The 21,830-nt window shown below is 67.5% G+C and carries 25 protein-coding genes and 2 pseudogenes; 9 read left to right on the forward strand and 18 right to left on the reverse strand.

Features of this window, described 5'->3' with window-relative positions:
• Window positions 1-72 precede the first annotated feature (72 nt).
• Genes ACOGW9_RS16080 through fabZ form a run of 7 tightly spaced genes read left to right on the forward strand, consistent with a single transcriptional unit; the run spans window position 73 to window position 4,395 of the window.
• The gene (locus tag ACOGW9_RS16080; RefSeq protein ID WP_419913025.1) at window positions 73-387 is read left to right on the forward strand and encodes a putative quinol monooxygenase; all 315 of its coding nucleotides are present in this window, start codon (window positions 73-75) and stop codon (window positions 385-387) included.
• Window positions 388-447: 60 nt separating this feature from the next.
• Window positions 448-1,122: a phosphoribosylanthranilate isomerase gene (locus tag ACOGW9_RS16085; protein ID WP_419913027.1), complete on the forward strand. Its 675-nt coding sequence runs from the start codon at window positions 448-450 to the stop codon at window positions 1,120-1,122.
• Window positions 1,123-1,133: 11 nt separating this feature from the next.
• On the forward strand, window positions 1,134-2,345 hold the full coding sequence (gene trpB, locus ACOGW9_RS16090; protein ID WP_419913029.1) for a tryptophan synthase subunit beta: 1,212 nt from the start codon (window positions 1,134-1,136) through the stop codon (window positions 2,343-2,345).
• A 10-nt stretch (window positions 2,346-2,355) separates the two neighbouring features.
• A complete protein-coding gene (gene trpA / locus ACOGW9_RS16095; protein ID WP_419913031.1) occupies window positions 2,356-3,162 on the forward strand; it encodes a tryptophan synthase subunit alpha in 807 nt (268 codons plus the stop codon).
• Between the two features lie 3 nt (window positions 3,163-3,165).
• The gene (locus ACOGW9_RS16100) at window positions 3,166-3,564 is read left to right on the forward strand and encodes a hypothetical protein (protein WP_419913032.1); all 399 of its coding nucleotides are present in this window, start codon (window positions 3,166-3,168) and stop codon (window positions 3,562-3,564) included.
• The gene (locus ACOGW9_RS16105) at window positions 3,561-3,914 is read left to right on the forward strand and encodes a c-type cytochrome (protein ID WP_419913034.1); all 354 of its coding nucleotides are present in this window, start codon (window positions 3,561-3,563) and stop codon (window positions 3,912-3,914) included. The genes ACOGW9_RS16100 and ACOGW9_RS16105 overlap by 4 nt, the downstream gene beginning before the upstream one ends.
• Window positions 3,915-3,924: 10 nt before the next feature.
• Window positions 3,925-4,395 carry a 3-hydroxyacyl-ACP dehydratase FabZ gene (fabZ, locus tag ACOGW9_RS16110; RefSeq protein WP_419913036.1) on the forward strand — a complete coding sequence of 157 codons (471 nt, stop codon included), beginning with the start codon at window positions 3,925-3,927 and terminating at the stop codon, window positions 4,393-4,395.
• Between the two features lie 72 nt (window positions 4,396-4,467).
• Here the strand turns inward: fabZ and ACOGW9_RS16115 are convergent, their stop codons facing one another.
• From ACOGW9_RS16115 to ACOGW9_RS16125, 3 genes are all read right to left on the reverse strand, one after another.
• Entirely contained in the window at window positions 4,468-4,722 is a 255-nt protein-coding gene (locus ACOGW9_RS16115) for a hypothetical protein (protein ID WP_419913038.1), read from the reverse strand.
• Window positions 4,719-4,877, reverse strand: coding sequence for a hypothetical protein (locus tag ACOGW9_RS16120; protein WP_419913040.1), 159 nt, complete (start codon window positions 4,875-4,877; stop codon window positions 4,719-4,721). The genes ACOGW9_RS16115 and ACOGW9_RS16120 overlap by 4 nt, the downstream gene beginning before the upstream one ends.
• A gap of 65 nt (window positions 4,878-4,942) precedes the next feature.
• Complete coding sequence (locus ACOGW9_RS16125; RefSeq protein WP_419913042.1) at window positions 4,943-5,737, reverse strand: SDR family NAD(P)-dependent oxidoreductase; 795 nt, start codon at window positions 5,735-5,737, stop codon at window positions 4,943-4,945.
• A 71-nt stretch (window positions 5,738-5,808) separates the two neighbouring features.
• Here ACOGW9_RS16125 and ACOGW9_RS16130 point away from each other — a divergent pair, with 71 nt between their 5' ends.
• Window positions 5,809-6,756: an alpha/beta hydrolase gene (locus tag ACOGW9_RS16130; protein ID WP_419913044.1), complete on the forward strand. Its 948-nt coding sequence runs from the start codon at window positions 5,809-5,811 to the stop codon at window positions 6,754-6,756.
• A gap of 42 nt (window positions 6,757-6,798) precedes the next feature.
• On the opposite strand, the gene ACOGW9_RS16135 is transcribed toward ACOGW9_RS16130, so the two are convergent.
• From ACOGW9_RS16135 to ACOGW9_RS16145, 3 genes are read right to left on the reverse strand one after another with little or no spacing between them, the layout of a single operon-like run.
• Window positions 6,799-7,497 carry a type 1 glutamine amidotransferase gene (locus ACOGW9_RS16135; RefSeq protein WP_419913046.1) on the reverse strand — a complete coding sequence of 233 codons (699 nt, stop codon included), beginning with the start codon at window positions 7,495-7,497 and terminating at the stop codon, window positions 6,799-6,801.
• The gene (locus ACOGW9_RS16140) at window positions 7,494-8,792 is read right to left on the reverse strand and encodes a cytochrome P450 (protein WP_419853833.1); all 1,299 of its coding nucleotides are present in this window, start codon (window positions 8,790-8,792) and stop codon (window positions 7,494-7,496) included. The genes ACOGW9_RS16135 and ACOGW9_RS16140 overlap by 4 nt, the downstream gene beginning before the upstream one ends.
• A complete protein-coding gene (locus ACOGW9_RS16145) occupies window positions 8,792-10,096 on the reverse strand; it encodes a cytochrome P450 (RefSeq protein ID WP_419853832.1) in 1,305 nt (434 codons plus the stop codon). Before ACOGW9_RS16145 ends, ACOGW9_RS16140 begins: the two co-directional genes overlap by 1 nt.
• Before the next feature lie 115 nt (window positions 10,097-10,211).
• On the opposite strand from ACOGW9_RS16145, the gene ACOGW9_RS16150 reads away from it, so the two are divergent.
• The gene (locus ACOGW9_RS16150; RefSeq protein WP_419853831.1) at window positions 10,212-11,594 is read left to right on the forward strand and encodes a glutamine synthetase family protein; all 1,383 of its coding nucleotides are present in this window, start codon (window positions 10,212-10,214) and stop codon (window positions 11,592-11,594) included.
• Between the two features lie 82 nt (window positions 11,595-11,676).
• Here ACOGW9_RS16150 and ACOGW9_RS16155 read toward each other — a convergent pair whose 3' ends face one another.
• The 12 genes and pseudogenes from ACOGW9_RS16155 to ACOGW9_RS16210 form a co-directional block, all read right to left on the reverse strand.
• The gene (locus ACOGW9_RS16155) at window positions 11,677-13,710 is read right to left on the reverse strand and encodes a Calx-beta domain-containing protein (protein WP_419853830.1); all 2,034 of its coding nucleotides are present in this window, start codon (window positions 13,708-13,710) and stop codon (window positions 11,677-11,679) included.
• A gap of 289 nt (window positions 13,711-13,999) precedes the next feature.
• The gene (locus tag ACOGW9_RS16160; RefSeq protein ID WP_419913124.1) at window positions 14,000-14,551 is read right to left on the reverse strand and encodes a hypothetical protein; all 552 of its coding nucleotides are present in this window, start codon (window positions 14,549-14,551) and stop codon (window positions 14,000-14,002) included.
• Between the two features lie 271 nt (window positions 14,552-14,822).
• Window positions 14,823-15,290: pseudogene (locus ACOGW9_RS16165) on the reverse strand (ATP-binding protein); the annotation flags it as partial.
• A gap of 222 nt (window positions 15,291-15,512) precedes the next feature.
• Window positions 15,513-15,683: a hypothetical protein gene (locus ACOGW9_RS16170; RefSeq protein ID WP_419913049.1), complete on the reverse strand. Its 171-nt coding sequence runs from the start codon at window positions 15,681-15,683 to the stop codon at window positions 15,513-15,515.
• Window positions 15,684-15,693: 10 nt separating this feature from the next.
• Complete coding sequence (locus ACOGW9_RS16175) at window positions 15,694-16,242, reverse strand: hypothetical protein (RefSeq protein ID WP_419913051.1); 549 nt, start codon at window positions 16,240-16,242, stop codon at window positions 15,694-15,696.
• A 43-nt stretch (window positions 16,243-16,285) separates the two neighbouring features.
• Entirely contained in the window at window positions 16,286-16,693 is a 408-nt protein-coding gene (locus ACOGW9_RS16180) for a GLUG motif-containing protein (protein ID WP_419913053.1), read from the reverse strand.
• A 447-nt stretch (window positions 16,694-17,140) separates the two neighbouring features.
• Window positions 17,141-17,527: a hypothetical protein gene (locus ACOGW9_RS16185; protein WP_419913055.1), complete on the reverse strand. Its 387-nt coding sequence runs from the start codon at window positions 17,525-17,527 to the stop codon at window positions 17,141-17,143.
• Window positions 17,524-17,823, reverse strand: coding sequence for a GLUG motif-containing protein (locus ACOGW9_RS16190; protein ID WP_419913120.1), 300 nt, complete (start codon window positions 17,821-17,823; stop codon window positions 17,524-17,526). Before ACOGW9_RS16190 ends, ACOGW9_RS16185 begins: the two co-directional genes overlap by 4 nt.
• 57 nt (window positions 17,824-17,880) lie before the next feature.
• Window positions 17,881-18,324, reverse strand: a complete 444-nt coding sequence (locus ACOGW9_RS16195) for a hypothetical protein (RefSeq protein ID WP_419913057.1) — start codon at window positions 18,322-18,324, stop codon at window positions 17,881-17,883.
• A 386-nt stretch (window positions 18,325-18,710) separates the two neighbouring features.
• The gene (locus ACOGW9_RS16200; RefSeq protein WP_419913059.1) at window positions 18,711-18,866 is read right to left on the reverse strand and encodes a hypothetical protein; all 156 of its coding nucleotides are present in this window, start codon (window positions 18,864-18,866) and stop codon (window positions 18,711-18,713) included.
• A 549-nt stretch (window positions 18,867-19,415) separates the two neighbouring features.
• Entirely contained in the window at window positions 19,416-21,086 is a 1,671-nt protein-coding gene (locus ACOGW9_RS16205; RefSeq protein ID WP_419913061.1) for a cadherin-like beta sandwich domain-containing protein, read from the reverse strand.
• Window positions 21,087-21,259: 173 nt separating this feature from the next.
• Window positions 21,260-21,830: pseudogene (locus ACOGW9_RS16210) on the reverse strand (glutamine synthetase); the annotation flags it as partial.

Here is a 21,830-nt window from a genome sequence, read left to right on the forward strand (position 1 = left end):
GCCCGCTCCCGGGCCCTCACCGGTACGCTCGCAGGCTGTTGTCGAGTCAAATGGATCGTAGGGAGCAACGACATGGCAAAGACGGCACTGCTGGCCAAGCTGACCGCCAAAGAAGGCATGCGTGACGAGTTGCTCGCAGTGATCGCCGACATAGGCATGAGCAATGTCGCGGGCGAGCCGGGCACCGAGGTGTACGCCGCCCACAAGGACCAGAACGATGCCGACGTGGTGTGGTTCTACGAGCTGTACAGCGACCAGGATGCGCTCGCAGCCCATGGCGGCTCGGAGCAGATGAAGGTCTTCGGCCAGGCGACGCGGGAGTTCATGGCGGCCCGTCCCGAGCTCATCTTCCTCGACCCTGTCGTGGCCAAGGGACTCGATTTCTGAATCTGGCACCGCGACCCTGTGCTCGATAGGCGAGGGGTCGCCTGACCTGCCGGTAGTGACATGTTCGTAAAGATCTGTGGCGTCACGAGCGAAGAAGATGCGCTAGTCGCCGTCGGCATGGGGGCTGACGCAGTCGGCTTCAACTTCGTGCCCGGATCGCCGCGGCAGATCTCCCCACGGCTGGCCCGGGACATCGTTCGCCGGCTGCCGGGCGGCATCATCACGGTCGGTGTCTTCCGCAACGAGCTGCCTGAGCGGGTGGTGCAGATCATGGACGGCGCCGGCCTGCGCTTGGCCCAGTTGCATGGCAACGAGACGACGGCAGACAGCCGCTGGATCGCCGAGCGAGTGCCCGGGCTGATCAAGGCGTTTGTCGCCGGCGATCCCAATGTGGAGCGAGTGCGCGACTACGGCGCCTCGGTCTTGATGCTGGACGGTCCCGAGCCTGGCAGCGGCAACGTCTTCGACTGGCAGCAGCTCGAAGGCCGAGACCGTGGCATGAGACTGCTGCTCGCGGGCGGGCTGCGCCCGTCGAATGTGGCGGAGGCCATCAAGCTCGTGCGGCCGTGGGGCGTCGATGTGGCGTCGGGCGTCGAGTCCGAGCCGGGCCGCAAGGACGTGCTGGCGATGCGCGAGTTCGTCACGGCGGCCAAGGAGGCCGGTGCGCTGCTCGCAGAGTCCGACGAGGCCGAGACGCCCGACGGGGATGCGCCCTACGACTGGCGCGACGACTGAGCGGGGGCGGCATGGCAGCAGAATCTGACGAGCCCGCGCCGAGTTCGAGGTCTGTCATGGGCGAGCCCACGACAGATGGGCGATTCGGCGAGTTCGGCGGCCGATTCGTGCCCGAGACGCTGGTCGCAGCGTGCGAGGAGCTCGAGGCGGCCTTCCGGGAGGCGTGGGCCGACCCGACGTTCGTGGCCGAATTCGAGACCACGCTGCGCGACTACGGGGGACGGCCCTCGCCCTTGACGGAATGCCGAAACCTGTCGAGCCAGCTCGGCGTGCGCCTGCTGGTGAAGCGCGAAGACCTCAACCACACGGGCTCGCACAAGATCAACAACGTGATCGGGCAGGCGCTGCTGGCCCAGCGCATGGGCAAGACACGTCTGGTGGCTGAGACGGGGGCTGGCCAGCACGGCGTCGCTACGGCCACCGCGGCAGCGTTGCTGGGGATGGAGTGCAAGGTCTACATGGGTGCCGTCGATGTGGACCGTCAGGCACTGAACGTGTTCCGCATGCGGCTGCTGGGATCCGAGGTGGAATCGGTGCAGTCCGGCAGCCGCACCCTCAAGGACGCCGTCAACGAGGCGCTGCGCGACTGGGTGGCCACCGTCGAGAACACGCACTACTGCCTCGGCTCGGTGATGGGCCCCCATCCATACCCGTGGATGGTGCGCACGTTCCACCACATCCTCGGCGACGAGGCCGCTGCGCAGTGCAAGGACCTGACCGGCTGCGATCCTGACGTGGTGGTGGCGTGCGTCGGCGGGGGCAGCAATGCTGCCGGGATCTTCTCCGGCTTCGCCGACGGCGACGCCCGGCTCGTGGGCGTCGAGCCCGCCGGTGGTGCCGCGGTCGGGCGCGGCGTGCCCGGCGTGGTGCACGGCATGACCAGCTATCTCATGCAGGACGAGGTGGGCCAGGTGATGGAGGCCGAGTCGATCTCGGCCGGGCTGGACTATCCCGGCGTCGGACCCGAGCACGCTTACTTGGCGGCGATCGGCCGTGCCGAGTACCCAAGCGTGACCGACGCCGAGGTGGTCGAGGCGTTCACGCTCATGAGCCGCGCCGAGGGCATCATCCCGGCGCTGGAATGCGCGCACGCCCTGGCATGGATCGTCCGGGCAGCGCCCGAGATCCAGGGCCAAACGGTGTTGATGAATCTCTCGGGCCGTGGCGACAAGGACGTCGACCAGATGATGGACGTGCTCGGGATGCATGGGTTGAGCGAGTGAGGGCGTACCTGTGAGCGAGGCGTCTCCCACTGGCCGGGCTGGAGCCTTCGGCGCGCTCGAGACGCACCTGCGGGCTCGGCGTAACGGCGGCGCGAAGCTGCTCGTCCCGTACGTCACGGGCGGCTACACGGGCTGGCAACGCGCCGTGGAAGCGGCAGCCGCGGCCGGCGCCGATGCCATTGAGATCGGCGTTCCGTTCTCCGACCCTGTGATGGACGGGCCAGTCATCCAGCAAGCCTCAACGGCCGCTCTGGCCGAGGGGGCGACACCGGCGTCGGTGCTGGAGGAAGCACGCGAGCTCGACACCGGCGTGCCGCACGCGGTGATGACCTACTACAACCTCTGCCACCACCAGGGTCATGAGCGCTTCGCTTCGGCGCTGCTCGAAGCGGGAGTCTGTGCCGCGATCCTGCCCGACCTGCCCTATGTCGAGGCGGGGCCATGGCTCGAGGCTGCGGCCGAGTCGGGCCTCGAAGCGATCCTCCTGGCAGCTCCGACGACGCCGGAGCACCGGCTCGCCGCGCTGTGCGGTGCATCCCGAGGCTTCGTCTACGCGGTCGGCCTGCTGGGCGTGACCGGCGAGCGGACAGCCCTAGCGCGTACAGCCACCGAGATCGCCGCACGTTGCCTGGCCGTCACCGACCGGCCCGTGCTCACCGGCGTCGGCATCGGCTCGCCGTCCCAGGCCGTCGAAGCGTGTGAGGTGTCCGACGGTGTCATCATCGGCTCGGCAGTCGTCCGCACCTTGATGTCCGACGGCCCCGAGGCCGTGGGCGAACTCGTGGCCTCCTACCGGACGGCGCTGGACCACGGCTGACCGGTGAGCACCGCCGATCCGGGACCTGCCGAATCGTCCTCAACAGGTGCTGCGGCGTACGACGACGACTGCGAGCTGTGCGAGGCCGCCCGCTTCACTCACTGGTACTACGAGGACGAGCTGTGCTGGGTGGCTGACTGCGAGGTGTGCGCCACGCCGATGGTGGTGTGGAAGCGGCATGGAACCGAGCCGCCTGCTGCGGAGTTAGAAGCAATGCTGGCCCGCTTGGTCCAGGCCGGTGAGGAACGATTCGGGCCGGACGGCGGAGTTGTGGACCAGGTGATGCGCCAGATTCCCGATCATTTCCACGCTCACTACCGCGATGCGGACTGGATGTCCCGGCGTTGGATGGAGCCTCCGAGTCGCTACACGGGCGTCGGCACACCAAGGGAGACCCGGTGAGGGCGCTGGTCGCGCTCGCTCTCGTCCTCGGCCTCGGGCTGGCGGCCTGCGGCGGCAGCGACGCGACTGAGGCCGACCTGGAGCGGCTGGAGCTGGCGTTCGAGAACGCCGATGTGACGCTCGGCAGCGAAGTCTTCAGCGACAGCTGCTCGGTGTGCCATGGCAGCGACGGAAGCGGCGGCGTGGGCGCAGCGCTCGGCGGCGTCGACGAGCGCCTGACCGTTCGCGACCACCTGGCGGTGGTGTGGACCGGCCGCGGCTCGATGCCCCCGTTCGGCGGCATCCTCACCGATGCCGAGATTGCCGCCGTAGTGGCCTACCAGCGGAGCACCTTCGGCGACGAGCGGTAGCTTCGCCGCAGTGAGTGACGCAGTGAACGACTCAGCGAGCGGGCCAGGTTTCCCCCGACCCGCCGATCTGCTGCCGCACCGCGCACCGTTCTTGCTGGTGGATGAGATAGTCGAGCTCGAGCCCGGCGAGCGCTGCGTCGCACTGTGGCACCTGACCGGCAACGAAGCGTTCTTCGCCGGTCACTTCCCCGGCCGGCCCACGCTGCCCGGAGTGTTGATGGTCGAGGCGCTGGCGCAAACTGCCGGCCTCGCCGCGGCCTCGGCATCATCGCTCGAAGGCAAGCTGGCGCTCTTCGGAGGCATCGACAAGGCCCGCTTCCGCCGTCAGGTCACCCCGGGCGACACGCTGCGCTTGGAAGCCACGATCGATCGCCTCTCCACCCGAGCCGGCAGAGCCTCGGGCACAGCCAGCGTCGAAGGCCAAACCGCCTGCGAAGCCTCAATGATGTTCCTCATAGCCGACGCCAACGACCTCGACTGAGTCCGCCGCAAGGCCCCTCGGCACAGGCCCTTCCTTCCGATCCGCTGTGACGCCGAGCTCTCTGAATCGGCGCTAGGACTGGCCGGCTTCGACTATGGCGGTCACGGTCTTGCGCCCGAGTCCGGATGCTTCTGCAAGTTGACGCAACGAAGCGCCTGATTCGTGAGCCACCCGGATCATGTCGTCGCGAATCTTCGCTTCCTTGTCTGCCCGCTCGGCGCTGAGACCAACCACAGCCAGCGCTGCCGCGACCTCACCATCGAATTCTGCGCGGTACTTGTTCATTGCCGCTCGGGCGGCTGACACATCGGCTTCGGTGTAGCTCACTGTTCACCTCGCAAACCCGTCGCGAGCTTGTCTCGAATCGACATCAATGTCGCTATCCGCGGCGACATGTCACCGGCGGCCTCGGCGTCGTTCAGGTGGGCCAGCACCATGCCGAGCAACTCCAAGGTTTCGACTCGTTCAAGCTCAATCCGCACCACCGGTCCAATTGTAGCCAGCGGTGGTTCAAACAGAACCATTCCTGCGCGGCACTGACCGTCGGTCAGCGGAGGTGGGTCGGGCGGGGATCGGCTAGGCGGCCGAGGGGTGATTGGGCTCGCAGGCCGCCGTCGACCACGATGGCTTCGCCGGTGACGAACGACGACTCGTCGCTGGCGAGCCAGGCGGCGACGCTGGCGATCTCGTCGGGATGGCCGAGACGGCGCAAGGCGTGCGCTGCCAGGTTTCGTTCGAGCGCCGCGGGGTCCTGCATCATCCGCTGGACGGGCGGGGTCTGGATGGTGCCGGGGCAGATGGCGTTGACGCGCACGCCGTCGGGGGCGTGGTCGGTGGACAGCGCACGGGTCAGGTTGATCACGGCTGCCTTTGACGCGGCATACACCACTGAGCCGCCGTCACCGTGCAGGCCGCTGATCGAGGCTGTGTTGATGATCGAACCGCCGCCGCGAGCCTCCATCGCCGGGACCGCGTACTTGGCGCCCAAGTACACCGACCGCACGTTGACGTTCATGACGAGGTCCCAATCACGAGGCTCGAGCTCCACCGCGGTGCCGGGGCGGATGGTGCCTGCATTGCTGTAGAGCACGTCCAGGCCGCCCCAGCGGTCCACGGCCGCGGCCACCATCGCCTCGACGTCGTCGGGCTCGGCGACGTTGGCGCCGAAGCCGTGCGCCTCGCCCCCGGCTTCGATGATCGACTCGGCCACACCTTCGGCTCGCTCGCGACGGATATCCACCACCAGCACCGACGCACCCTCCGCGGCGAAGCGACGGGCACTGGCTTCGCCGATGCCCGATGCACCGCCCGTGACGATGGCGACTTTGTCCTTGAGCAGCATGCGATTCCCTCCGAGCGCCGCGCCGGTCCCTGCGGACAATACGACTCTGCGTCGGGCCTCGTCTTGCCAACGTGGCTACGTTGTGGCGCCTGGTCGGGATCGTCCCGATGCGGGCCGACACCCCGGAGGGCTCGATGGCGAGCGAAGCGTTCTACAGGATCCGCGAGATCATCGCGTCGCAGGACATGCCTGCGAACATCGATGCGATGCGCAAGGGCATCGAGCTCACCGCGCGGCCGCTGCCGGCTGGTGTCACCGGCGAGATGGTGGACGCCAACGGCGTCTCGTGCGAGCTGCAGACACCCGACGAGACCACCGGCGACGCCATCGTGCAGTACGTGCACGGCGGCGGCTATGTCGCTGGGTCCATCGGCTCGCACCGGAACCTCACCGGCAACTTGGCCCTCAAGCTGGGCTGCCCGGTGCTTTCGGTGGACTACCGCTTGGCGCCCGAGCATCCCCACCCTGCTCCGGTGGAGGATTCGGTTGCGGTGTATCGCTGGCTGCTCGACAGAGGCCACTCCGCCGACAAGATCGCCATCGCGGGCGATTCCGCAGGCGGCGGGCTGACCATGTCAACGCTCATGAAGCTGCGCGACCTCGGGCTGCCGCTGCCGGCCGCAGCCGTGCCTATCTCGCCGTGGGTCGACATGTCGGGCTCCGGCGAAAGCGCCGTCACCCGCTCGGACCGCGACCCGATGGTGACCGCCGACGATCTCACCCGGATCGCTGGGGTCTTCCTCGGCCCCGACGGCGAAGCCACCGATCCTTACGCGTCGCCGCTCGAAGGCGACCTCTCGGGCTTGCCGCCGCTGCTGATCCACTGCGGCGACGACGAGGTACTGCTGAGCGACAGCGAGCGGCTGGCACACAAGGCCCGCACGTCTGGCGTCGACGTGACGCTCGAGGTCTGGCCCGAGATGATCCACGTCTGGCACTCGATGGCGGGGCTCTTCCCCGAGGCCGACGACGGCGTGGCGCGGGTGGCCGAATACCTCGGCGAGCGCCTCGCAGTCTGAAGCCGACCGCCAGCGATGACGGGCCTGGCGGCGAAGGCGGGCTTACGACTTCGCCACGTCGTCGAGGAACCAATCCACCAAATCGAAGCAGTTGCGTCGGTTGGCGGCCTCGTTGCGTGCGATCTCGGCGAGGACCTCCTCGCGCACGATGCCGACCGATGCCAGGTAGTCGTCGCTGGCCTCGCGGAGCCATTCGCTGGCGAGTTCCACGCTGATCTCAGGGTGGAACTGCGTGCCCACGCTGCGGCCCATCCGGAACAGCTGCGGGCAGGTCTCGGTGCTGGCGAGCATCTCGGCGCCATCGGGCAAGTGGAAGCGGTCGTGATGCCATTCCATCCACGGCCCGGCCGAAATCGGCAGCTCGACGCCGTCGGGCGGTGAGATCCGGTACCAGCCAATCTCAGTCTCGGGGGAGAGATCCACCGATCCGCCCAGCGCCGCAGCCAGCGCCTGACCGCCGAAGCAGATGCCCAGCACCGGCGTGCCGCGCTCGTGCGAGCGGCGAATGAGATCTAGCTCAGCGCCGATCCACGGCTTGATCGCGTCCTCGTACACCGAGAAGTACGAACCCGTCACCACGAGCGCATCGAAGTCATCACTGGGCAGCGGCTGGAATTCTGCCGGCCGTGAGGTGTCGGGCACCATCACGTGGACGTGCAGCTCGACGCCCCGCTCCACCAAGCGATCACCGACGAAACCGGGCCGCGATGTCTCCTCGTGCGTGACGACCAGCGCCCTCATGCAGCCAGCTCGACCACGTGTACGGGCAGGTGCTTGATGCCGGAAATGAAGTTGGACCGCAGCCGCTCGACCGGGCCGTCCTGCTCGATGCGGACCACCCTCCGCAGAAGCTCTTCGAACACCACCTTGATCTCCATACGAGCCAGCCACGCTCCCAAGCACAAGTGTGGTCCGTTGCGGCCGAACGCCATGTGCTCGTTGTTCGGACGTACCAGGTCAAACCGGAACGGATGAGCGAAACGATCGTCGTCGTGATCGGCGCTGACGTAATACAGCACCACCTTGTCGCCCGCCCGCACCTTGGTGCCACGGATCTCGGTATCGCAGGTGGCCGTGCGCCGGAAATGCGTCGTCACCGAGCTGGCCCGCAGCACTTCCTCCACGGCGCTCGCGGTCAGCTCGTCGTCGCCGGCCAGCACCGCGGCCCGCCAGGTGTCGAACAGGTGAGGGTGGGCCATCAGCACCCACAGCCCGTGGGTCATCGTGTAGCGGGTGGTGTCGTTGCCTGCCGCGATCAGCAGCGTGAAGAAGTTCTTGAACTCCAGATCGGTCAGCGGCGTGCCGTCGGTGGTGGGCGCCAAGAGCTGGCTGATCACGTCCTTGGTCGGGCATTCGCGCCGCTCCGCGGCCTGGGCCGCCGCGTACTCGAAGATCTCCACGGTGGCCGGGCTGCGGAACGGCATGAAGCGGAACTCGTCGGTGTCCACCAGCCCCACGGGGTAATCGGTGAAGTCGGGATCGGTGTTGCCGAGCAGCGCGTCGCCCCACTCCACGAGCTGGTGGCCGTCGGCGTCGCTGGTGCCCAGCATGCGGCCCAGCATCCGCATGGGCAGTTCGGTTGCAACGTCGGTGACGAAGTCGAAGCGTTCCTCGGTGAGGGCGTGGTCGAGCACCTCGCACGCCAGCCCACGGATGGCGGCCTCATAGGTATTCACGACCCGAGGCGTGAACCCGCGGCTCACCAGGCGCCGGTAGCGGGTGTGCTCGGGCGGGTCCATCTCCATCATCGTCTTGCGTGCTTCGAGCTCGTCGGGCGCCATGTCCTCGAGCCGGATGCCCTGCGCGGAGGTGAAGGTCTGGGTGTCACGGCTGATGCGGAACGCATCGTCGTACTTGGTGACGGCCCAGTAGCCGCGCCCGTCCACCTCGTCGACCCAGGCCACGGGATCCTCCCGCCGCATTCGGGCGAACGTGGCATGGGGCACGCCCCGGGTCCAGACGTCGTGATCGGAGATGTTGGCGTCGTCAGGCCCGAGGTCGTCCAAGTACGGCTCGGCCCAGGTGCTCACTGCCATCAATTGTTACAGGAGGCTCGCACAGCCACCGCCGGCTTGGCCACTGCAGCTTCCACTGCCACCTCCACCGAGGCGACGCCGTGAACGAAGTTCGACGGGATCCGCACGAGGTCGGCAACGCTCGCCGGCCGGATGCTGCGGTCGAGCATCGCTTCGAGCAGCACAGTCAGTTCCATGCGGGCCAAGTAAGCGCCCAGGCAGAAGTGCGGCCCCCCGCCGCCGAAAGCGATCTGTGCGTTGTCGGCCCGGCCGATGTCGAACTCGTCGGGTCGCTCGAACACCGCCTCGTCCCGGTTGGCCGACGGGTACCACATCACCACCTTGTCGCCCGCTGAGATCTGAGTGCCTGCCAGCTCGGTGTCGACCGCTGCGGTGCGGCGCATGTGCAGGATCGGCGAGGCCCAGCGGATCACTTCTTCGACGGCGTTGGGGAGCAGCTCGCGGTCGGCCGCCAGCCTGTCCCACTGCTCGGGGTGCTCGGCGAACGCCATGGTCCCGTGGGTGATGGCGGTGCGCGTGGTCTCGTTCCCGCCGAACACCAGCACCTGGAAGAAGTTCCGGAACTCGGTGGCCGTCAGGCGGTCGCCGCCGACCTCGGCATGCACCAGGTGGCTCACGACGTCGTCGGTGGGCTGTTCCAGACGCTCGTCGCCCAGCTTGGCCCCGTACTCGTACAGTCCCCACGCTGCGGGGCTGCCGAAGGGGAGCAGGCGCAGCGGCGTCGTGTTGCCGTAGGCGTCGGGCGGCAGCGATTGCGTTTCGGTGGTGCCTTCGACGAGGTGATTCGAAAGCTCCACCATGTAGTCGGCGTCTTCGGGCGGCACGCCCAGGATCGCGATGATCACCCTGATCGGCAGCGGCGCCGCCACCAGCTCCACCCAATCGCCACCGCCCCGCTCGACCACCACGTCGAGCAACTCGTCGGCAATGGCACGGGTGCGCTCCGTGTACCGGCGCATCTGGCGGGGTGTGAACGCCTTGGACACCACCCGACGCAGCCGGGTGTGCGCCGGCGGGTCGTGTTCGAGGATCGATCGGCGGGCCTCCAGCGCGTCGGCCTCGAGATCCCACAGGTTGACGTGCCCGATGGCCGACGAGAAGCGCTCGGGATGGCGTGACACCTCGCACACGTCGGCGTGGCGCGTCACCGCCCAGAAGCCGTGGTCCTCGTAGCGGTTCCAGTGCAGCCCCGGTCGTGCGCGAAGCGTGCGGAAGTCGTCCCAGGGAATGCCGTTCCCGTAGCGGCCGGCATCAACGATGTCGATGTCAGCGGACCGCTCGCTCCGCGCCGATCCACCGGTCACGATGTCGTTCCGGCCAATGAGGTTTCGGGAGGCACAGCCGAATGGTAAGTCTGTGCCCGCCCGCGAGCCGACCAGACACGTCCATCGCATGCGAACACGACGGAGGAATGAACCCATGAGCGAACTTGCCGACATCCAGAGCACCCTGCGGATGGCCGATGTGCACACCGTCGAGGTGGCCATCGTCGACACCTACGGGCACCTGCGCGGCAAGCGCTTTCCCGTCGATCATTTCCTGCGCTCGGTGGCCGAGGGCGGCTGTCACCTGGCAGACGCCATCTACATCTTCGACCTGCACAACGACCTGGTCGACAGCCCGTACATCAACATGGGCAAGGGCTATCTCGACACGCATCTGGTCCCCGATCTCGGCACGCTGCGCCTCTTCGGCCACCGTCCCGGCTACGCGCTGGTGTTCGCCGACAGTCTCGAACCGCCGCACCGCCTCCACCCCATCGCACCCCGCACGGTGCTGGCCCGCCAGATCGCGCGCTGCCGGGCACTGGGCTACAGCCCGCTCGTGGCCACCGAGATGGAGTTCTACCTGTGCGAGGCCGACTGGTCGCACACCCAGAGCCACATCCAGTACTCATCGCTCACCGACCGGTCAGACCTCGAATCGGTGCTGTTGGCCATGCGCCTCGCGATGATCGATGCCGGCATCCCCGTCGAGTCGTCGAACCCCGAGTACGGGCCCGGCCAGATCGAGATCAACGTGCAGTACTCCGATGCCATGACCACTGCCGACAACACGGCGCTCTACAAGAGCATCGTGAAGGAGATCGCCGAGGAGACCGGGCTGAAGGCCACGTTCATGCCCAAACCGTGGACCGAGCCGTCGGGCAGCGGCATGCATGTGCACACGAGCCTCGTAGACGTGAGACACCGCGCTCCCGGCGGCGGCGAGCAGCCGCACGAGGCAGCGAGCTCGAACGCGTTCGCCAGCTCCGAGGAGCGGCCCAACGACGTGATGTCGCACTGGCTCGGCGGCCAGCTCGACAACGCCGGGGCGCTGTCGCTGCTCGGCAGCCCCGTGCCCAACGGCTACAAGCGAGTGCGCCCCTACACGTTCGCCCCCACGCACGTGCACTGGGGGCTCGACAATCGCTCGGTGATGTGCCGCTGCACAGTCGGCGCGGACAATGCGAACCGCGTGGAGTTCCGGTCTGCGGGCGCGGATGCCAACCCGTACCTGATGATCGCCGGCCTGCTGGCAGCAGGCGCCGACGGCCTCGAGCGCCGCGCCGACCCGGGCCCGATGAGCGTGGGCGACATGTACGACGACCCCGGCGACGCAGTGCCGCTGCCCGCCAACGCCGCCGACGGCATAGCGGCCTACGAGGGCAGCGCTCTAGCTGCAGCGTTGGGGGAGGAGTTCTCGACCAACTTCGTGCTGATGGCCAAAGCCGAGCTCGACAAATTCGTTGACGCGGGGTGCGATCCGGCCGGCGACGAAGTAACCGACTGGGAGCGAGACCGCTACCTCGAATTCACCTGAACGGCAGGCTCGGGCACTCGGCTGCGCTGAACGCTGAACAATTTTCGGTGGCCATGCGCCCGAGGTGTGCGAGCTGCATAGTCTAGGGGTCGTCGTTTTTGATGATTCCGTTTGCGTTGCGGTGCATTGCGCGCAGGAACGCTCCTTGGGGGTTCGAGAGCTTGAGCGTGAGGGTCTCTTTGCTCTCGTTGATGGCGTCGTCGAGCAGCGTCACCGAGACGGTCTTGTGCGTCTCGCCCGGCGCGAAGGTCAGCGTGCCCGACGCGGCGGTGTAGTCCGCCCCTGCCGCTGCCGTGCCGTCGTTGGTCGCGTAGTGCACCGAGACCGGCCCCGACGCCGCGCGGCTCAGCGTCACCGTGAAGTCGAGCGAGGCGTGCTTGCCTTCTTTCGCCCGGGCGTCCTGGGCTCGGATGCGCGCCGGGCCAGGGACCTTCGCTGACGCGTCGCCGAGGGCGACTGTCACGTCTTTCCAGGACTTCGGCTTGACGCGCACCCGCCACAGCACCGGGTCCAGCGACTCCACGCCCGTGACCGTCCCGTTCGTCACCGTGAACGCGTCGGCAGCGGGCTTGGCGCCCGACTGCACGTCCAGCGCGAACGCCGTCCGCCCGTCATGCTCCGCCGGGACCTTGCCGAACGCCGCCGCCACGGTCTGGGTTGCCGCCCGCGGCGTGGTCAGCACCGCCTGCTGCTGCTGCGGATCCGCCGCGACCCTCGCATACGACGTGTTCGACAGCGCCCGCCCGTCCCGCGCGCACACCGCGCCCGACGGCTCGTGGTCGCAGTCCCGCCCGCCCGCGAGCGTCACCGTCACCACGGCGCTAGGCGACGCCGGCCGCACCGTCACCCGCCACAGCCCGGCGCCGATCTGCTCCACGCCCGTCACCCGGCCCTGCGTCACCGCGAACGACGACGCGCGCGGCGACCGGCTGAACTTGCCCACCGTCTCGCTCAGACGCACGTCCAGCGTGAACGCCGACTGCCCGTCATGCGTCGCGGGCACCTTCTCGAACGATGCCGTCAGCGGGTCGCGCTGCTCCTCGTCGCCGGAGCTCGGCCCCTCGCCGCCCCGTTGCTGCGACACCCGCTCCAGGCGCAGCGACACCGACTGGGCGGGGTCAGTGGTCCAGCTCAGCCCCGTGTTTCCCCATTGGTAAGAGCCGTCGATGCCCGTCGCGTCCGCCAGCCGAAACTCGGTGCTGCCGTCCACGGTCAGCTTTGCGACCGCCTTCAAGGCGTCCGAGAGGGGCCGGTCGAACGAGAGGGACAGCGTCCCGCCGCTCAGGACCACGCCGAGGACCCTGTGCGCCGACCCGCCGTCGACGAAGCCGTTGTCCGAGAGCGCATTGTTGCCTTGCGGGAGACACTGCCCGCCGCTCTTGCCGTTTTGGCATCCCACCATGGGGAAGCTCGTCGTGCCGGTCACCTCGCTCAGCGCCACCCGCTCGTACACGAAGTTGTTCTGGCAGCGCTCGTTGGCGCCGAAGGCGCCCGCGCCCCACTCACTGGTGGCGCCGCACGGGATGTACTGGCCGGCGGGGCCCTTCTGCTTGCGCACCACCATGGGGTCGCTGCCGCGCTCGTGGGACACGTCCCTCACCGTCAGCGTCGCCGTCCAGGGCAGCGCGCCCGACACCGCGAGGTGGTCTTGCTTGATGCCGGCATTCAGGTTGTCAAGCATCACGACATTGGTGGACGCTGGAGCGCCGATCTTGTAGGGCGCATTGGTCGTGTCGATGGATGTCAGGGTGAAGAAAATGTCCTCATTTTCCTCCACGATATCGTCCGGGATGACCCGGACCTGGAGGAGCACCTGCGTCGCACCTGCCGGCAGGTCCACATACTCGGTGTGGGTCACGGCTCCGTAGGCCCCGGGAACAGTGTGCCTGCGCAGCCCGGTAACGGTGTAGTCCACGTTGCGGATGGCGGGGCCGCTGGTGGTGAACTTGACCCGGCTCGCGGTGGTCAGCGCCGGAGAGATCGTCACCCCGACGTTGAGCCCGCTCGCGTCGTTTTCCTCGATGACGTAGGTGACTTCGGCGAATTGCACTGACGGCCGGTTGTCGTCCTGCGCCTGGGCTGGCTGGGCGGGCAACGTGAGCGCGGTGCTGACCATGAGCGCGCTGGCCGCTGCGGCCAGGGTCAGTTTGAGGGCGGAACGTCTACCCCCCCCCCCCGTACATGCGTGCTGGTGGGGTCGGGGTACGTGCCGGATCGCTCATCATTCATCCTTCATCTCTCTTTATACGGTCATTGATGCGGGCGAGACTACAAGCCGCAGACCGTGGACACGAACATGCCGGCTGCGCCGCGGCCGCACACTCCGCACACGTGAGGAATCGCCCTCATGGTGCGGGGAGGATGCAGCGTGCGCCCGTCGCCTTCTCAGAGCCTCGTTTGGGGGTTCAGCGAGATCGGCAGTTGCCGCTGTGCCCGGCTCGAAGAATGCAGTAAGCGTCTTTGGTCTTGAGTCGCCGTCCGCATCGCGGAGCCGCCGTGCGGCGCGCTGCGACGGACACTGCCAGTTCGGCTGAAGCACCGCTTTCGAGGCTGGCTGCTTCTTCGAGTTGCTCGTTGACGAAGTCCAGCGGTGCGAGCGTGCCGAGACGCACGTCGGCTTGCGGCGAGTCTGCGTCGCGGGTGATGACGCCGAGGCGTCTGAGCCGATTCAGCCTTGTGGCAAGGCTGCTCGCTGACGCAGGCACGGCGGCGCCCAAGGTGCTGCGAGGCACCGTGCCGCCATGCTCGGCTGCCACGCGCAGCACATGACGGTCTATCTGATCGAGGCTGTCCCAGATGTCGCTGTACACCTGCGTTCGCAGGTGCCGTTCGGCGGCTGTGACGGCCATCTCGGCGGACGTCATGTCCACGGGACGGTCCGGTGCTCCGGAGATAGTCCAAGCGCGTCGGCCGATGAGCTGCATCCGATATGCGAAGCCGTCCGTCGCGTCGGCCATCCGTTCGAGTGTTGCCGTGTCGCAGGAGCCTCCTGCGTCGGCAATGGTCTGCTTGAAGAACGACAGCACGCTCGGATAGGGGAGTGGGGCGAGATGCTGCGGATGGCATCGTTGGAAGAAGGGTCATCTTGGGGTCGCGCAGGATTGTGTCCTGCATGGCAGGCAGGCCGGCGCCGATGAAAGCGATCGGCAGCCCGTCCTCTTTGGTGAGCCGCTGCAGGTCCGATGCCAGCCGTCGCAGTTCGTCTCGATGTCCGGCTTGGAGCTCGTCGACGCACAGCAGCACCGCCGACCCGCGTTCGGCTGCGTGATTCCCGATGATTTCGAGCTTCTTGGTGAGGCTTCGAGTGTTGTGTACGGTCTTGGAAAGCCGCCGCGACAGACCCACCGGGCCGGCATGCAAGGCTGCGGTCGTCTCGCTGGGGGAGCGTTCCTCGACGAGATCGCCTGCGACTGCCGGGTTCGCGAACTCGCGGATTTCGGCGTCGATGCGGTCTTGCAGATTCGCGGTGGTGGCATCGGCCCGCAAGATCACCCAGCCGGCTTCGGCGGCTATGCCCCGGATCTCGCTCAGCAGCACGGTCTTGCCGGAACCGCGGTGCCCGATGATCACCGAAGTGAACCTCGGGTCCCGCGGACCGGCGCCGAGGCCGTCCTGCAGTTCTCTGAGGTCGTCTTCGCGTCCCACGAGGCGATGCGGCGGCAACCCGAAAGCCGGGTGTGAACAGGTTCCCTGCACGGTTGGCGTCCATCGGACGTCCGAGCAAGTCCTTCATGACCGCAGTCTAGCTGCAACGCAAAGCGCAGTGCGATTCACAAAGCGCAATGCAAACTCAAAAGCGCGAGTGCGGATACAACAGCGCGACGCGCGCACCGAACGCTCCCAAGTAGCTCATGCGGAACAAATGCGTTCGGATTTGTGTCGTGTGCCGGCGCGGCACCCGGCATCTGCCGCTCCCGGCTACCCGGCGGCCTTGGGGGTGGTGTGCTCGCCCTTGACCCGCACCCACTGGCTGGAGTGCTCGCTGCGTTCCGAGTAGCTGCCGTCGGTGAATGAGCGCACGAAGACCCCCGTCGCCACGCCGTTGTCCAGACCGGTGATGGTGTAGGACGCCACTCCGCCTTCGACCACGATGCCGTCCTCAGCAGCGCCCGACGGCCCCGGCGGGTTGGCCCAGACGCCGGGACTGCTGGCTCCAGCGCAGGGCGTGGCGTATCGCATCGTCCTCGAGCCCTTCGCGGGGCGCGACCGTCCAGGTGACGGTGAGCGTGCCGTCGCCCGGTGTGACCTGCACGTTGTACGGCTCGGTCCTGTCCCGGCGTCCGGCGGGGCCGCCGGGACGGTCTCCTCCTCCACCGGGGCATCCTCCACCGGGGCATCCTCCACCGGGGCATCCTCCACCGGCGCAGCCTCCACCTTCACCGTGGCGGGCCCGCACGGCGAGCTCTGGTCGTCGGGGTTGAGGGCCGCCATACTTCAACACCGGGTACTGGCACGACGTTCCGAAGTCCCAGGGGTCGTCGGCGCTGCCGTCGCCGTCGAGGTCCACGTTCCAGTTGGCGTAGATGCCGGTGTAGTCGGTGGGAGTCTGCAGCTCGGCGGTGGTCTTGCCCTCGCCGCCGGGTCCGGTGGCCTGGGACTCGTCTGAATCCCAGTAGCTGGCGGTGATTGAGCCGCCGCGGTGGCCCACCAGGCCGCCCGCGTCCGTGCCGCCCGCCGTTGCGCCGGCCGCGTTAGCTGAAGGTGATTGCTCCCGCGTAGTGGCTGCCCGCCAGCCCGCCGATGTACCGGCCGCTGCCGGTCACGTCCAGGCGGGCGTAGCTGGCAATGACGGCGCCGCTGTTGAACCCCACCAGGCCGCCGGTGTTGTTGGCCTTGCCGGACACGGCGCCGGTGGCGTAGCTGGCTCGGACGGCGCCCGCGTTGTAGCCCACCAGGCCGCCCACGTCCCGGCCGCCCTCGCTGCGCGGCTTGGTTCCGGTTACGCTCGCCGTCGAGTGGCTGCCGGTGACGACGCCGGACGGCAGGGTATGTCCCACCAACCCGCCTACGGCGCTCTCGCCCGACACACTTCCGCTCAACGCTGACGCCGCTGATGGTACCGCTGGCCTGGCCGGCCAGACCGCCGACCCGTTCGCCACCGGTCACGTCAACGGATTCCAGCACAACGTTGCGGACGACTGCGGGGATGACAACCGCCTCGAACAGCCCGACGTTCGCATCGCTAGACCTGTCGATGAACAGGTTGCGGATGGTGTGACCGTTGCCCTCGAACACGGCGGTGAAGCCCGTTAGAGCGATAGGAGACCAGCCCGAGCCGCCGTCCCAGTACTCATCGCCGGCGTCGGCCGCGCCGTTGCGGTTGGTGTCAAAGTCCAGGTCGGCGGCCAGCTCATAGCCGATACAGCCCGAGGAAGGGCAGCCCATGCCCGGCGCCGCGTTGGGGAAGGCGATGGCATGGCGGTCAACATCACCGTCGATCACGAGTGAACCGTCGACATCGACGACCCAGTTCTCGATTTTCCCTGCCGAACCGTCGCCATCTTCGTCCCAGCGGATGGCGTTCAGCTGGTCCAGGTTGGGACACTTCAATCAGCCCGTCGTCGTCTGCGTCGTAGTCCCTGTCGCGGAATGTCCGGCTGCTCGGCAGCGGGATCATCCGACGACTCCGGACGCTGGCCGGCCACGCTGGGGCCGGTGTTCTTCAGTACCGGGTACTGGCTGCCCGTGCCGAAGTCCCAGGGATCATCCCCGTTGCCGTCGCCGTCGAGGTCCCGGTTCCAGTTGGCGTAGATGCCGGTGTAGCCGGTTGGCGCCTGCAACTCGGCGGTGGTCTTGCCCGCGCCCAGGGAGCTGCCGCTCTGACCGGAGGTCTGGGTATCCCAATAGCTGCTGACGGCGTTGCCGCCCCGACCCAGCCCGGTGGTGAGTGAGCCCCAGCTGGACACGACGCTGGTGGAGTAGCTGGCAGTCACGGAGCTCTTCCACGGTGCCGTATCCGATGAGGCCGCCCGTGGCCAAGGCCTGACCGGACACACGGCCCGCGGCCGTAACTGGCGATGACGGCGCCGTCATCGTTGTACCCGACGAGACCGCCGATATATTTCCCATTCCAGCTCTGCGGCATGAGTCCAACCACGCTGGCCGTGGAGTAGCTTTCGATAATCGAACCGTTGAACAACCGTCCAACCAATCCACCCGCAGCGTGCGGTCCGGTTATGGACCCGGTCACGTAGCTGCGGATGATTCTCCCGCGATTCAATCCGACCATTCCGCCAACGTGCTTCGTGCCCGTGACGTTCACTGATTCCAGTCCGGACGTTGCGGATCACTCCCCGGGACGCGCCGAACAAACCCTGATTTTCATACGAGCGGTCGCGCCACCAGCCCCACGCCGTCGCGGTCCCGGTTGATGTAGAGATTGCGGATCACGTTGCCGTTGCCTTCGAACACGCCGGTAAACGGGCCGGAACCGAGGCAGTCCGAGCCGTACCTCCAGCAGGCAACGCCCACGGGATGCCAGCCCCGCGCCGCCATTCCAATAGGCATCGCCGGCGTCGGCCTCGCCGTTCCCGTTGGTGTCAAAGTCCAGGTCGTTGGCCAGCTCATAGCCGGAGCACCATGACGACGGACAGCCCATGCCGTTCATGGCGTCAGGGAAGGCGACGGCGTATGGATCCAACAAATACGCATAGCCGTTTCCGTCCGGATCCCAGCGCATGGCGTTCAACTGCGCCAGCGTGGACACTTCGATCAGTCCGTCGTCGTCCACGTCGTAGTCGGTGCTGCCATTGGGGGAGCTGGGCTCCGGGCTGCCGCACCGGCGCGCCGACGATAACGGCCGCTTCGCCGGTGAAGGTGAACTTGGTTGTCAGCCAGTCGGTTGGGTACTTGACAGGACCCGCGTATTCCTCCGAGGTGTTGCCTCGACCCCTGACCCGGTACTCGGCGCCGTTGACTGCTGCATCAGGGAGCGTAGTGGCCTCCCTGAATGACTTCGAAGTCGGCTTTCTCGCGTGTCCGGGCGAACGCGGCGTAACGTAATTGTCCAAGAATTTCCACGGGCCGTCGTTCTCGCTGACCTCAACCGTATAGCCATCCACGATGCGCCCGGCACAAGTGCCCGGCCCGGAAGTGGCCCAAACCTCACCGCGTTCGTCAATGGATACGGACGGAGCGGCGAGCGTGCGACACTCGCCCGGTTTTGGCGCGGATCACCTGAACCGTAATCGTGTCCAGGTCGCCGTTGTAACGCGGGTCGTCGCTGACTCCCACGTACGTAATGGTGAAGGTGCCGATGGCATCGTGAGTCACGACATATCCCAACGCTTTCTCCAACTGCCCCCGGCTGGTAGCTGCTGGCGCTGAAATGGGCAGAACGCTGGACGTGGTAGGCCTTCTCAAAGAATGACGGTGGATCCATTTTCAGAGTGATCGTCACGTCAGCCGTGGGAGGATGCTTCAGAGCGATGTAATGAACGGCGGTCATTCCTTGCGTCACGGTCACGGGACGTATCAGTTTGGTAAAGCCGACAATGCTGGAATCGCCGATCATTCGACCTTCGGAGAACCGCAGCACGCCGTCATCCTCGGTGGGGGAGAGGTGGATGCCCGCATTTGTGATCTCTCCCCTCAGCGTGTCGGTCGTGGAGGCCAGGGTGTAGTTGCTTGCCTTGAACGAGCCGTGGTCCTGTAGCGAGTAGGTCACGCTCACGTCGTGCGTTTCCCGCAGTCGCGGCATTGAACGACCCGCTCACTTGCAGACCGCCCGCTCGAAAGTCGGCAAGCTCCGATGACAAGACGCCCGTTCCCCGGGCATTGCCGGTGTCGAAGGTCGCGTCCGTGGTTCCGTCCGCCGTCCGGCTATTCACGGTCACGCCGCTGATTGCCGTTATCTCCTTGGCCGTGATGGCGTAGGTCGCGACGGACGGGACTGGACGGCAGCGTGTACTTGTCCGCGTAGGCGCCGGCGATCGCCAGCGTCCCCATGTTGATGGCGTAGCTGCCCGTGTCTTCGCCGGTCGCCCGAGCCAGCGCTCCCGTAACCACGCTGGCCGCCGCGTCGCCCGGCGCCAGACCGCCCACCGTGTAGCTCAGGTCGTCCGTGCCCCCGTACTCCCGCGTGGGGTTGGCAGGCGTGATGGTCAGCTCAGTCTTGGGCTTGACCGGCGTCTGTCGCGCCGCCACCCAGCCGCCGGCCAGCCAGTCGTCCTTGCGCTCGTCAGGCACATTGCGGTCGATGTTGCGCCCGCCGCCCACCAGGGCCTCCAACTGCACCTCATACTCCACTCCGTTCTCCAGCCCGGTGATGGTGTAGGTCAGCGGGTGGGATCCCTGGCTCCAGACCCACGCGCCGCCTTCCGCGCCAGTGATGGCGCTATCCAGTGCCGTGTCCCGCTGACCGGTGTTCAGCCAGGTCGTCGTCCCCGCCTTCCGCCAGCGGGCGAAGTAGTTCTGCGCCTTTCCCGACGCCGGATGCTCCCAGGTCAGCGTCAGCTGCCCGTCTCCCGGCGTCAGCTTCACGTTCCGCGGGTCTCCGGTCGGCCCGTACTCCACCTTCACGCTGTACGTCTTCACCGTCTTGCCGTCGGCCGCGGTCACCTTCACGTCGACCCAGGTGTACCCCGGCGGCGTCGCCCAAGGCCCGCTGGCCCACGGCCCGTTGCCCTCGCCCTCCCCTACGGCAGTGGCCGGGTGAGTCTCCGGACGGACCGGCGCCCGCTTCGGGTCCCGCGTCTCACCGCCCAGCCGCCTGCCCGTCACCAGGAACGTCACCGGCGCCGGCGCGTCCGACGCCACCACCGCCGTGATCCGCGGGCCGTTCCCAAATGTGTCTTCCGCGGATGAGTAGGCCGATTCCGGTATCCGCACCTCGTACTGGGTGATCTGCGGGTCGAAGGCCGGAGTCAGCGTGAAGGCCGAACCCTTGGGGGTCACGTACCAGCCGGCGTCTGGGCCGGTATTGTCCGTCATGAATATCTGAAGTCGGCTCAGGGTCGCGTCGCTGGAGGGCGGCGCATCCTGCCGCTGCAATTCGGGCTGGGTGTCCGGCTCCGGTGTCCGCACCACCGGCTCCGGAGTCGGCGTGGTCTCCTCGGGCGCGGTCTCCTCGGGCGTGGACGCCGCCGGCAGCTGGCCGTCGATGCCAATGGTGTAGGTGCGCGTCGTCGAGCCGTCCGCCGCCGTAACCAGCACCGTGATGTTCGCGGGCCGCGGGTCCAGCGACACGATGAACCAGCCACCGGGGATCGACCGCGTGCCGGGGACCGCCGCAGTGGCCTCCGAGTGGTTCACCCGTACCCGCACGAAGGCTGTGGACTGGTTCTGCCCCACGGTGGCGGCGTACTCGGTGCGTGCCGGGTCGAAGGGCTCGGTGAAGGGGGCTCCGGAGATGTACAGGTCGCGCAGGCTGGCGTCAGACGACGCATCCTGTGCTTGGGCGGGCGGGGGCGAGAGCGCGAACAGCGAGAGCGTGACGATCAGGACGGCGAGAGCGCCGACGGCGATGCAGGGGCGGGACCCCCCCCCGAACATAGGTGCAGGTGGGGTCGGGGTACGTGCTGAATCACCCATTATTCGGCCTCTTGTCGTTCATGGATACGGGCGAGATTACAAGCGGCAGATCGTGGAAAGGGACATTCAGTGGTAGGGGAGGTACTCGTTGATCTCCCATTCGCTGATCTCGTCGGAAGGTTCGCCTACGGCGGCTACGTAACGCTCCCACTCGGCGTCTTGATGGCGAGGAAGTTGTCGACGAGGTCGCTGCTGACGGCATCGGCGAGTGCGGTGTCGGCACGCAGATGGTCCAAGGCGTCGGTCAGGTTGAGCGCCGAGGTGACCTCGGTGTTCCATGCCTCCATGCCGTCGTTGGTCTCCGGCTCTGGGCAGGGCAGTTCGTCGATCACGCCGAGGCGAGCCGCCTGCAGCACTGCGGCGATCGCCGTGTGGACGTTGCAGGTGCCGTCGGCCAAGCGTGACTCGATGCGTGTGCGTTCGCCTCGCTCGGACGGGACGCGGGTGCCCACCACACGGTGGTCGTAGCCCCAGTTCGCCCGCCGGCCGCTGAAGGTGAAGGGCCGCAACCGCCGGTAGGCGTTCACCGTGGGAGCACACAACGGGGTGAGCCCCTGGTGATGGGCGCACAGCCCGGCCAAGCAGCTCTTCGCCAGCTCCGACAGCCCGTCGCCGGTGCCGGGATCGGCAAGGGCGTTGTTGCCGTCGGCGTCGAGCAGCGAGAAGTTCACATGAACCCCGTTGCCCTCCAGCTCGGCGTACGGC

Origin of the sequence: Candidatus Poriferisodalis sp. (assembly GCF_965203655.1) — a bacterium.
Taxonomy (GTDB): domain Bacteria; phylum Actinomycetota; class Acidimicrobiia; order Acidimicrobiales; family Poriferisodalaceae; genus Poriferisodalis.

Coding starts and splice junctions, on each gene's coding strand:
- ACOGW9_RS16150 (WP_419853831.1), top strand. CDS start 10,212: ATGAGCGAACTTGCCGACATCCAGAGCACCCTGCGGATGGCCGATGTG.
- ACOGW9_RS16205 (WP_419913061.1), bottom strand. CDS start 21,086: ATGTTCGGGGGGGGGTCCCGCCCCTGCATCGCCGTCGGCGCTCTCGCC.
- ACOGW9_RS16140 (WP_419853833.1), bottom strand. CDS start 8,792: ATGGCAGTGAGCACCTGGGCCGAGCCGTACTTGGACGACCTCGGGCCT.
- ACOGW9_RS16190 (WP_419913120.1), bottom strand. CDS start 17,823: ATGGTCGGATTGAATCGCGGGAGAATCATCCGCAGCTACGTGACCGGG.
- ACOGW9_RS16125 (WP_419913042.1), bottom strand. CDS start 5,737: ATGCTGCTCAAGGACAAAGTCGCCATCGTCACGGGCGGTGCATCGGGC.
- ACOGW9_RS16080 (WP_419913025.1), top strand. CDS start 73: ATGGCAAAGACGGCACTGCTGGCCAAGCTGACCGCCAAAGAAGGCATG.
- ACOGW9_RS16085 (WP_419913027.1), top strand. CDS start 448: ATGTTCGTAAAGATCTGTGGCGTCACGAGCGAAGAAGATGCGCTAGTC.
- ACOGW9_RS16155 (WP_419853830.1), bottom strand. CDS start 13,710: ATGGTCAGCACCGCGCTCACGTTGCCCGCCCAGCCAGCCCAGGCGCAG.
- ACOGW9_RS16135 (WP_419913046.1), bottom strand. CDS start 7,497: ATGAGGGCGCTGGTCGTCACGCACGAGGAGACATCGCGGCCCGGTTTC.
- trpB (WP_419913029.1), top strand. CDS start 1,134: ATGGCAGCAGAATCTGACGAGCCCGCGCCGAGTTCGAGGTCTGTCATG.
- ACOGW9_RS16160 (WP_419913124.1), bottom strand. CDS start 14,551: ATGGCCGACGCGACGGACGGCTTCGCATATCGGATGCAGCTCATCGGC.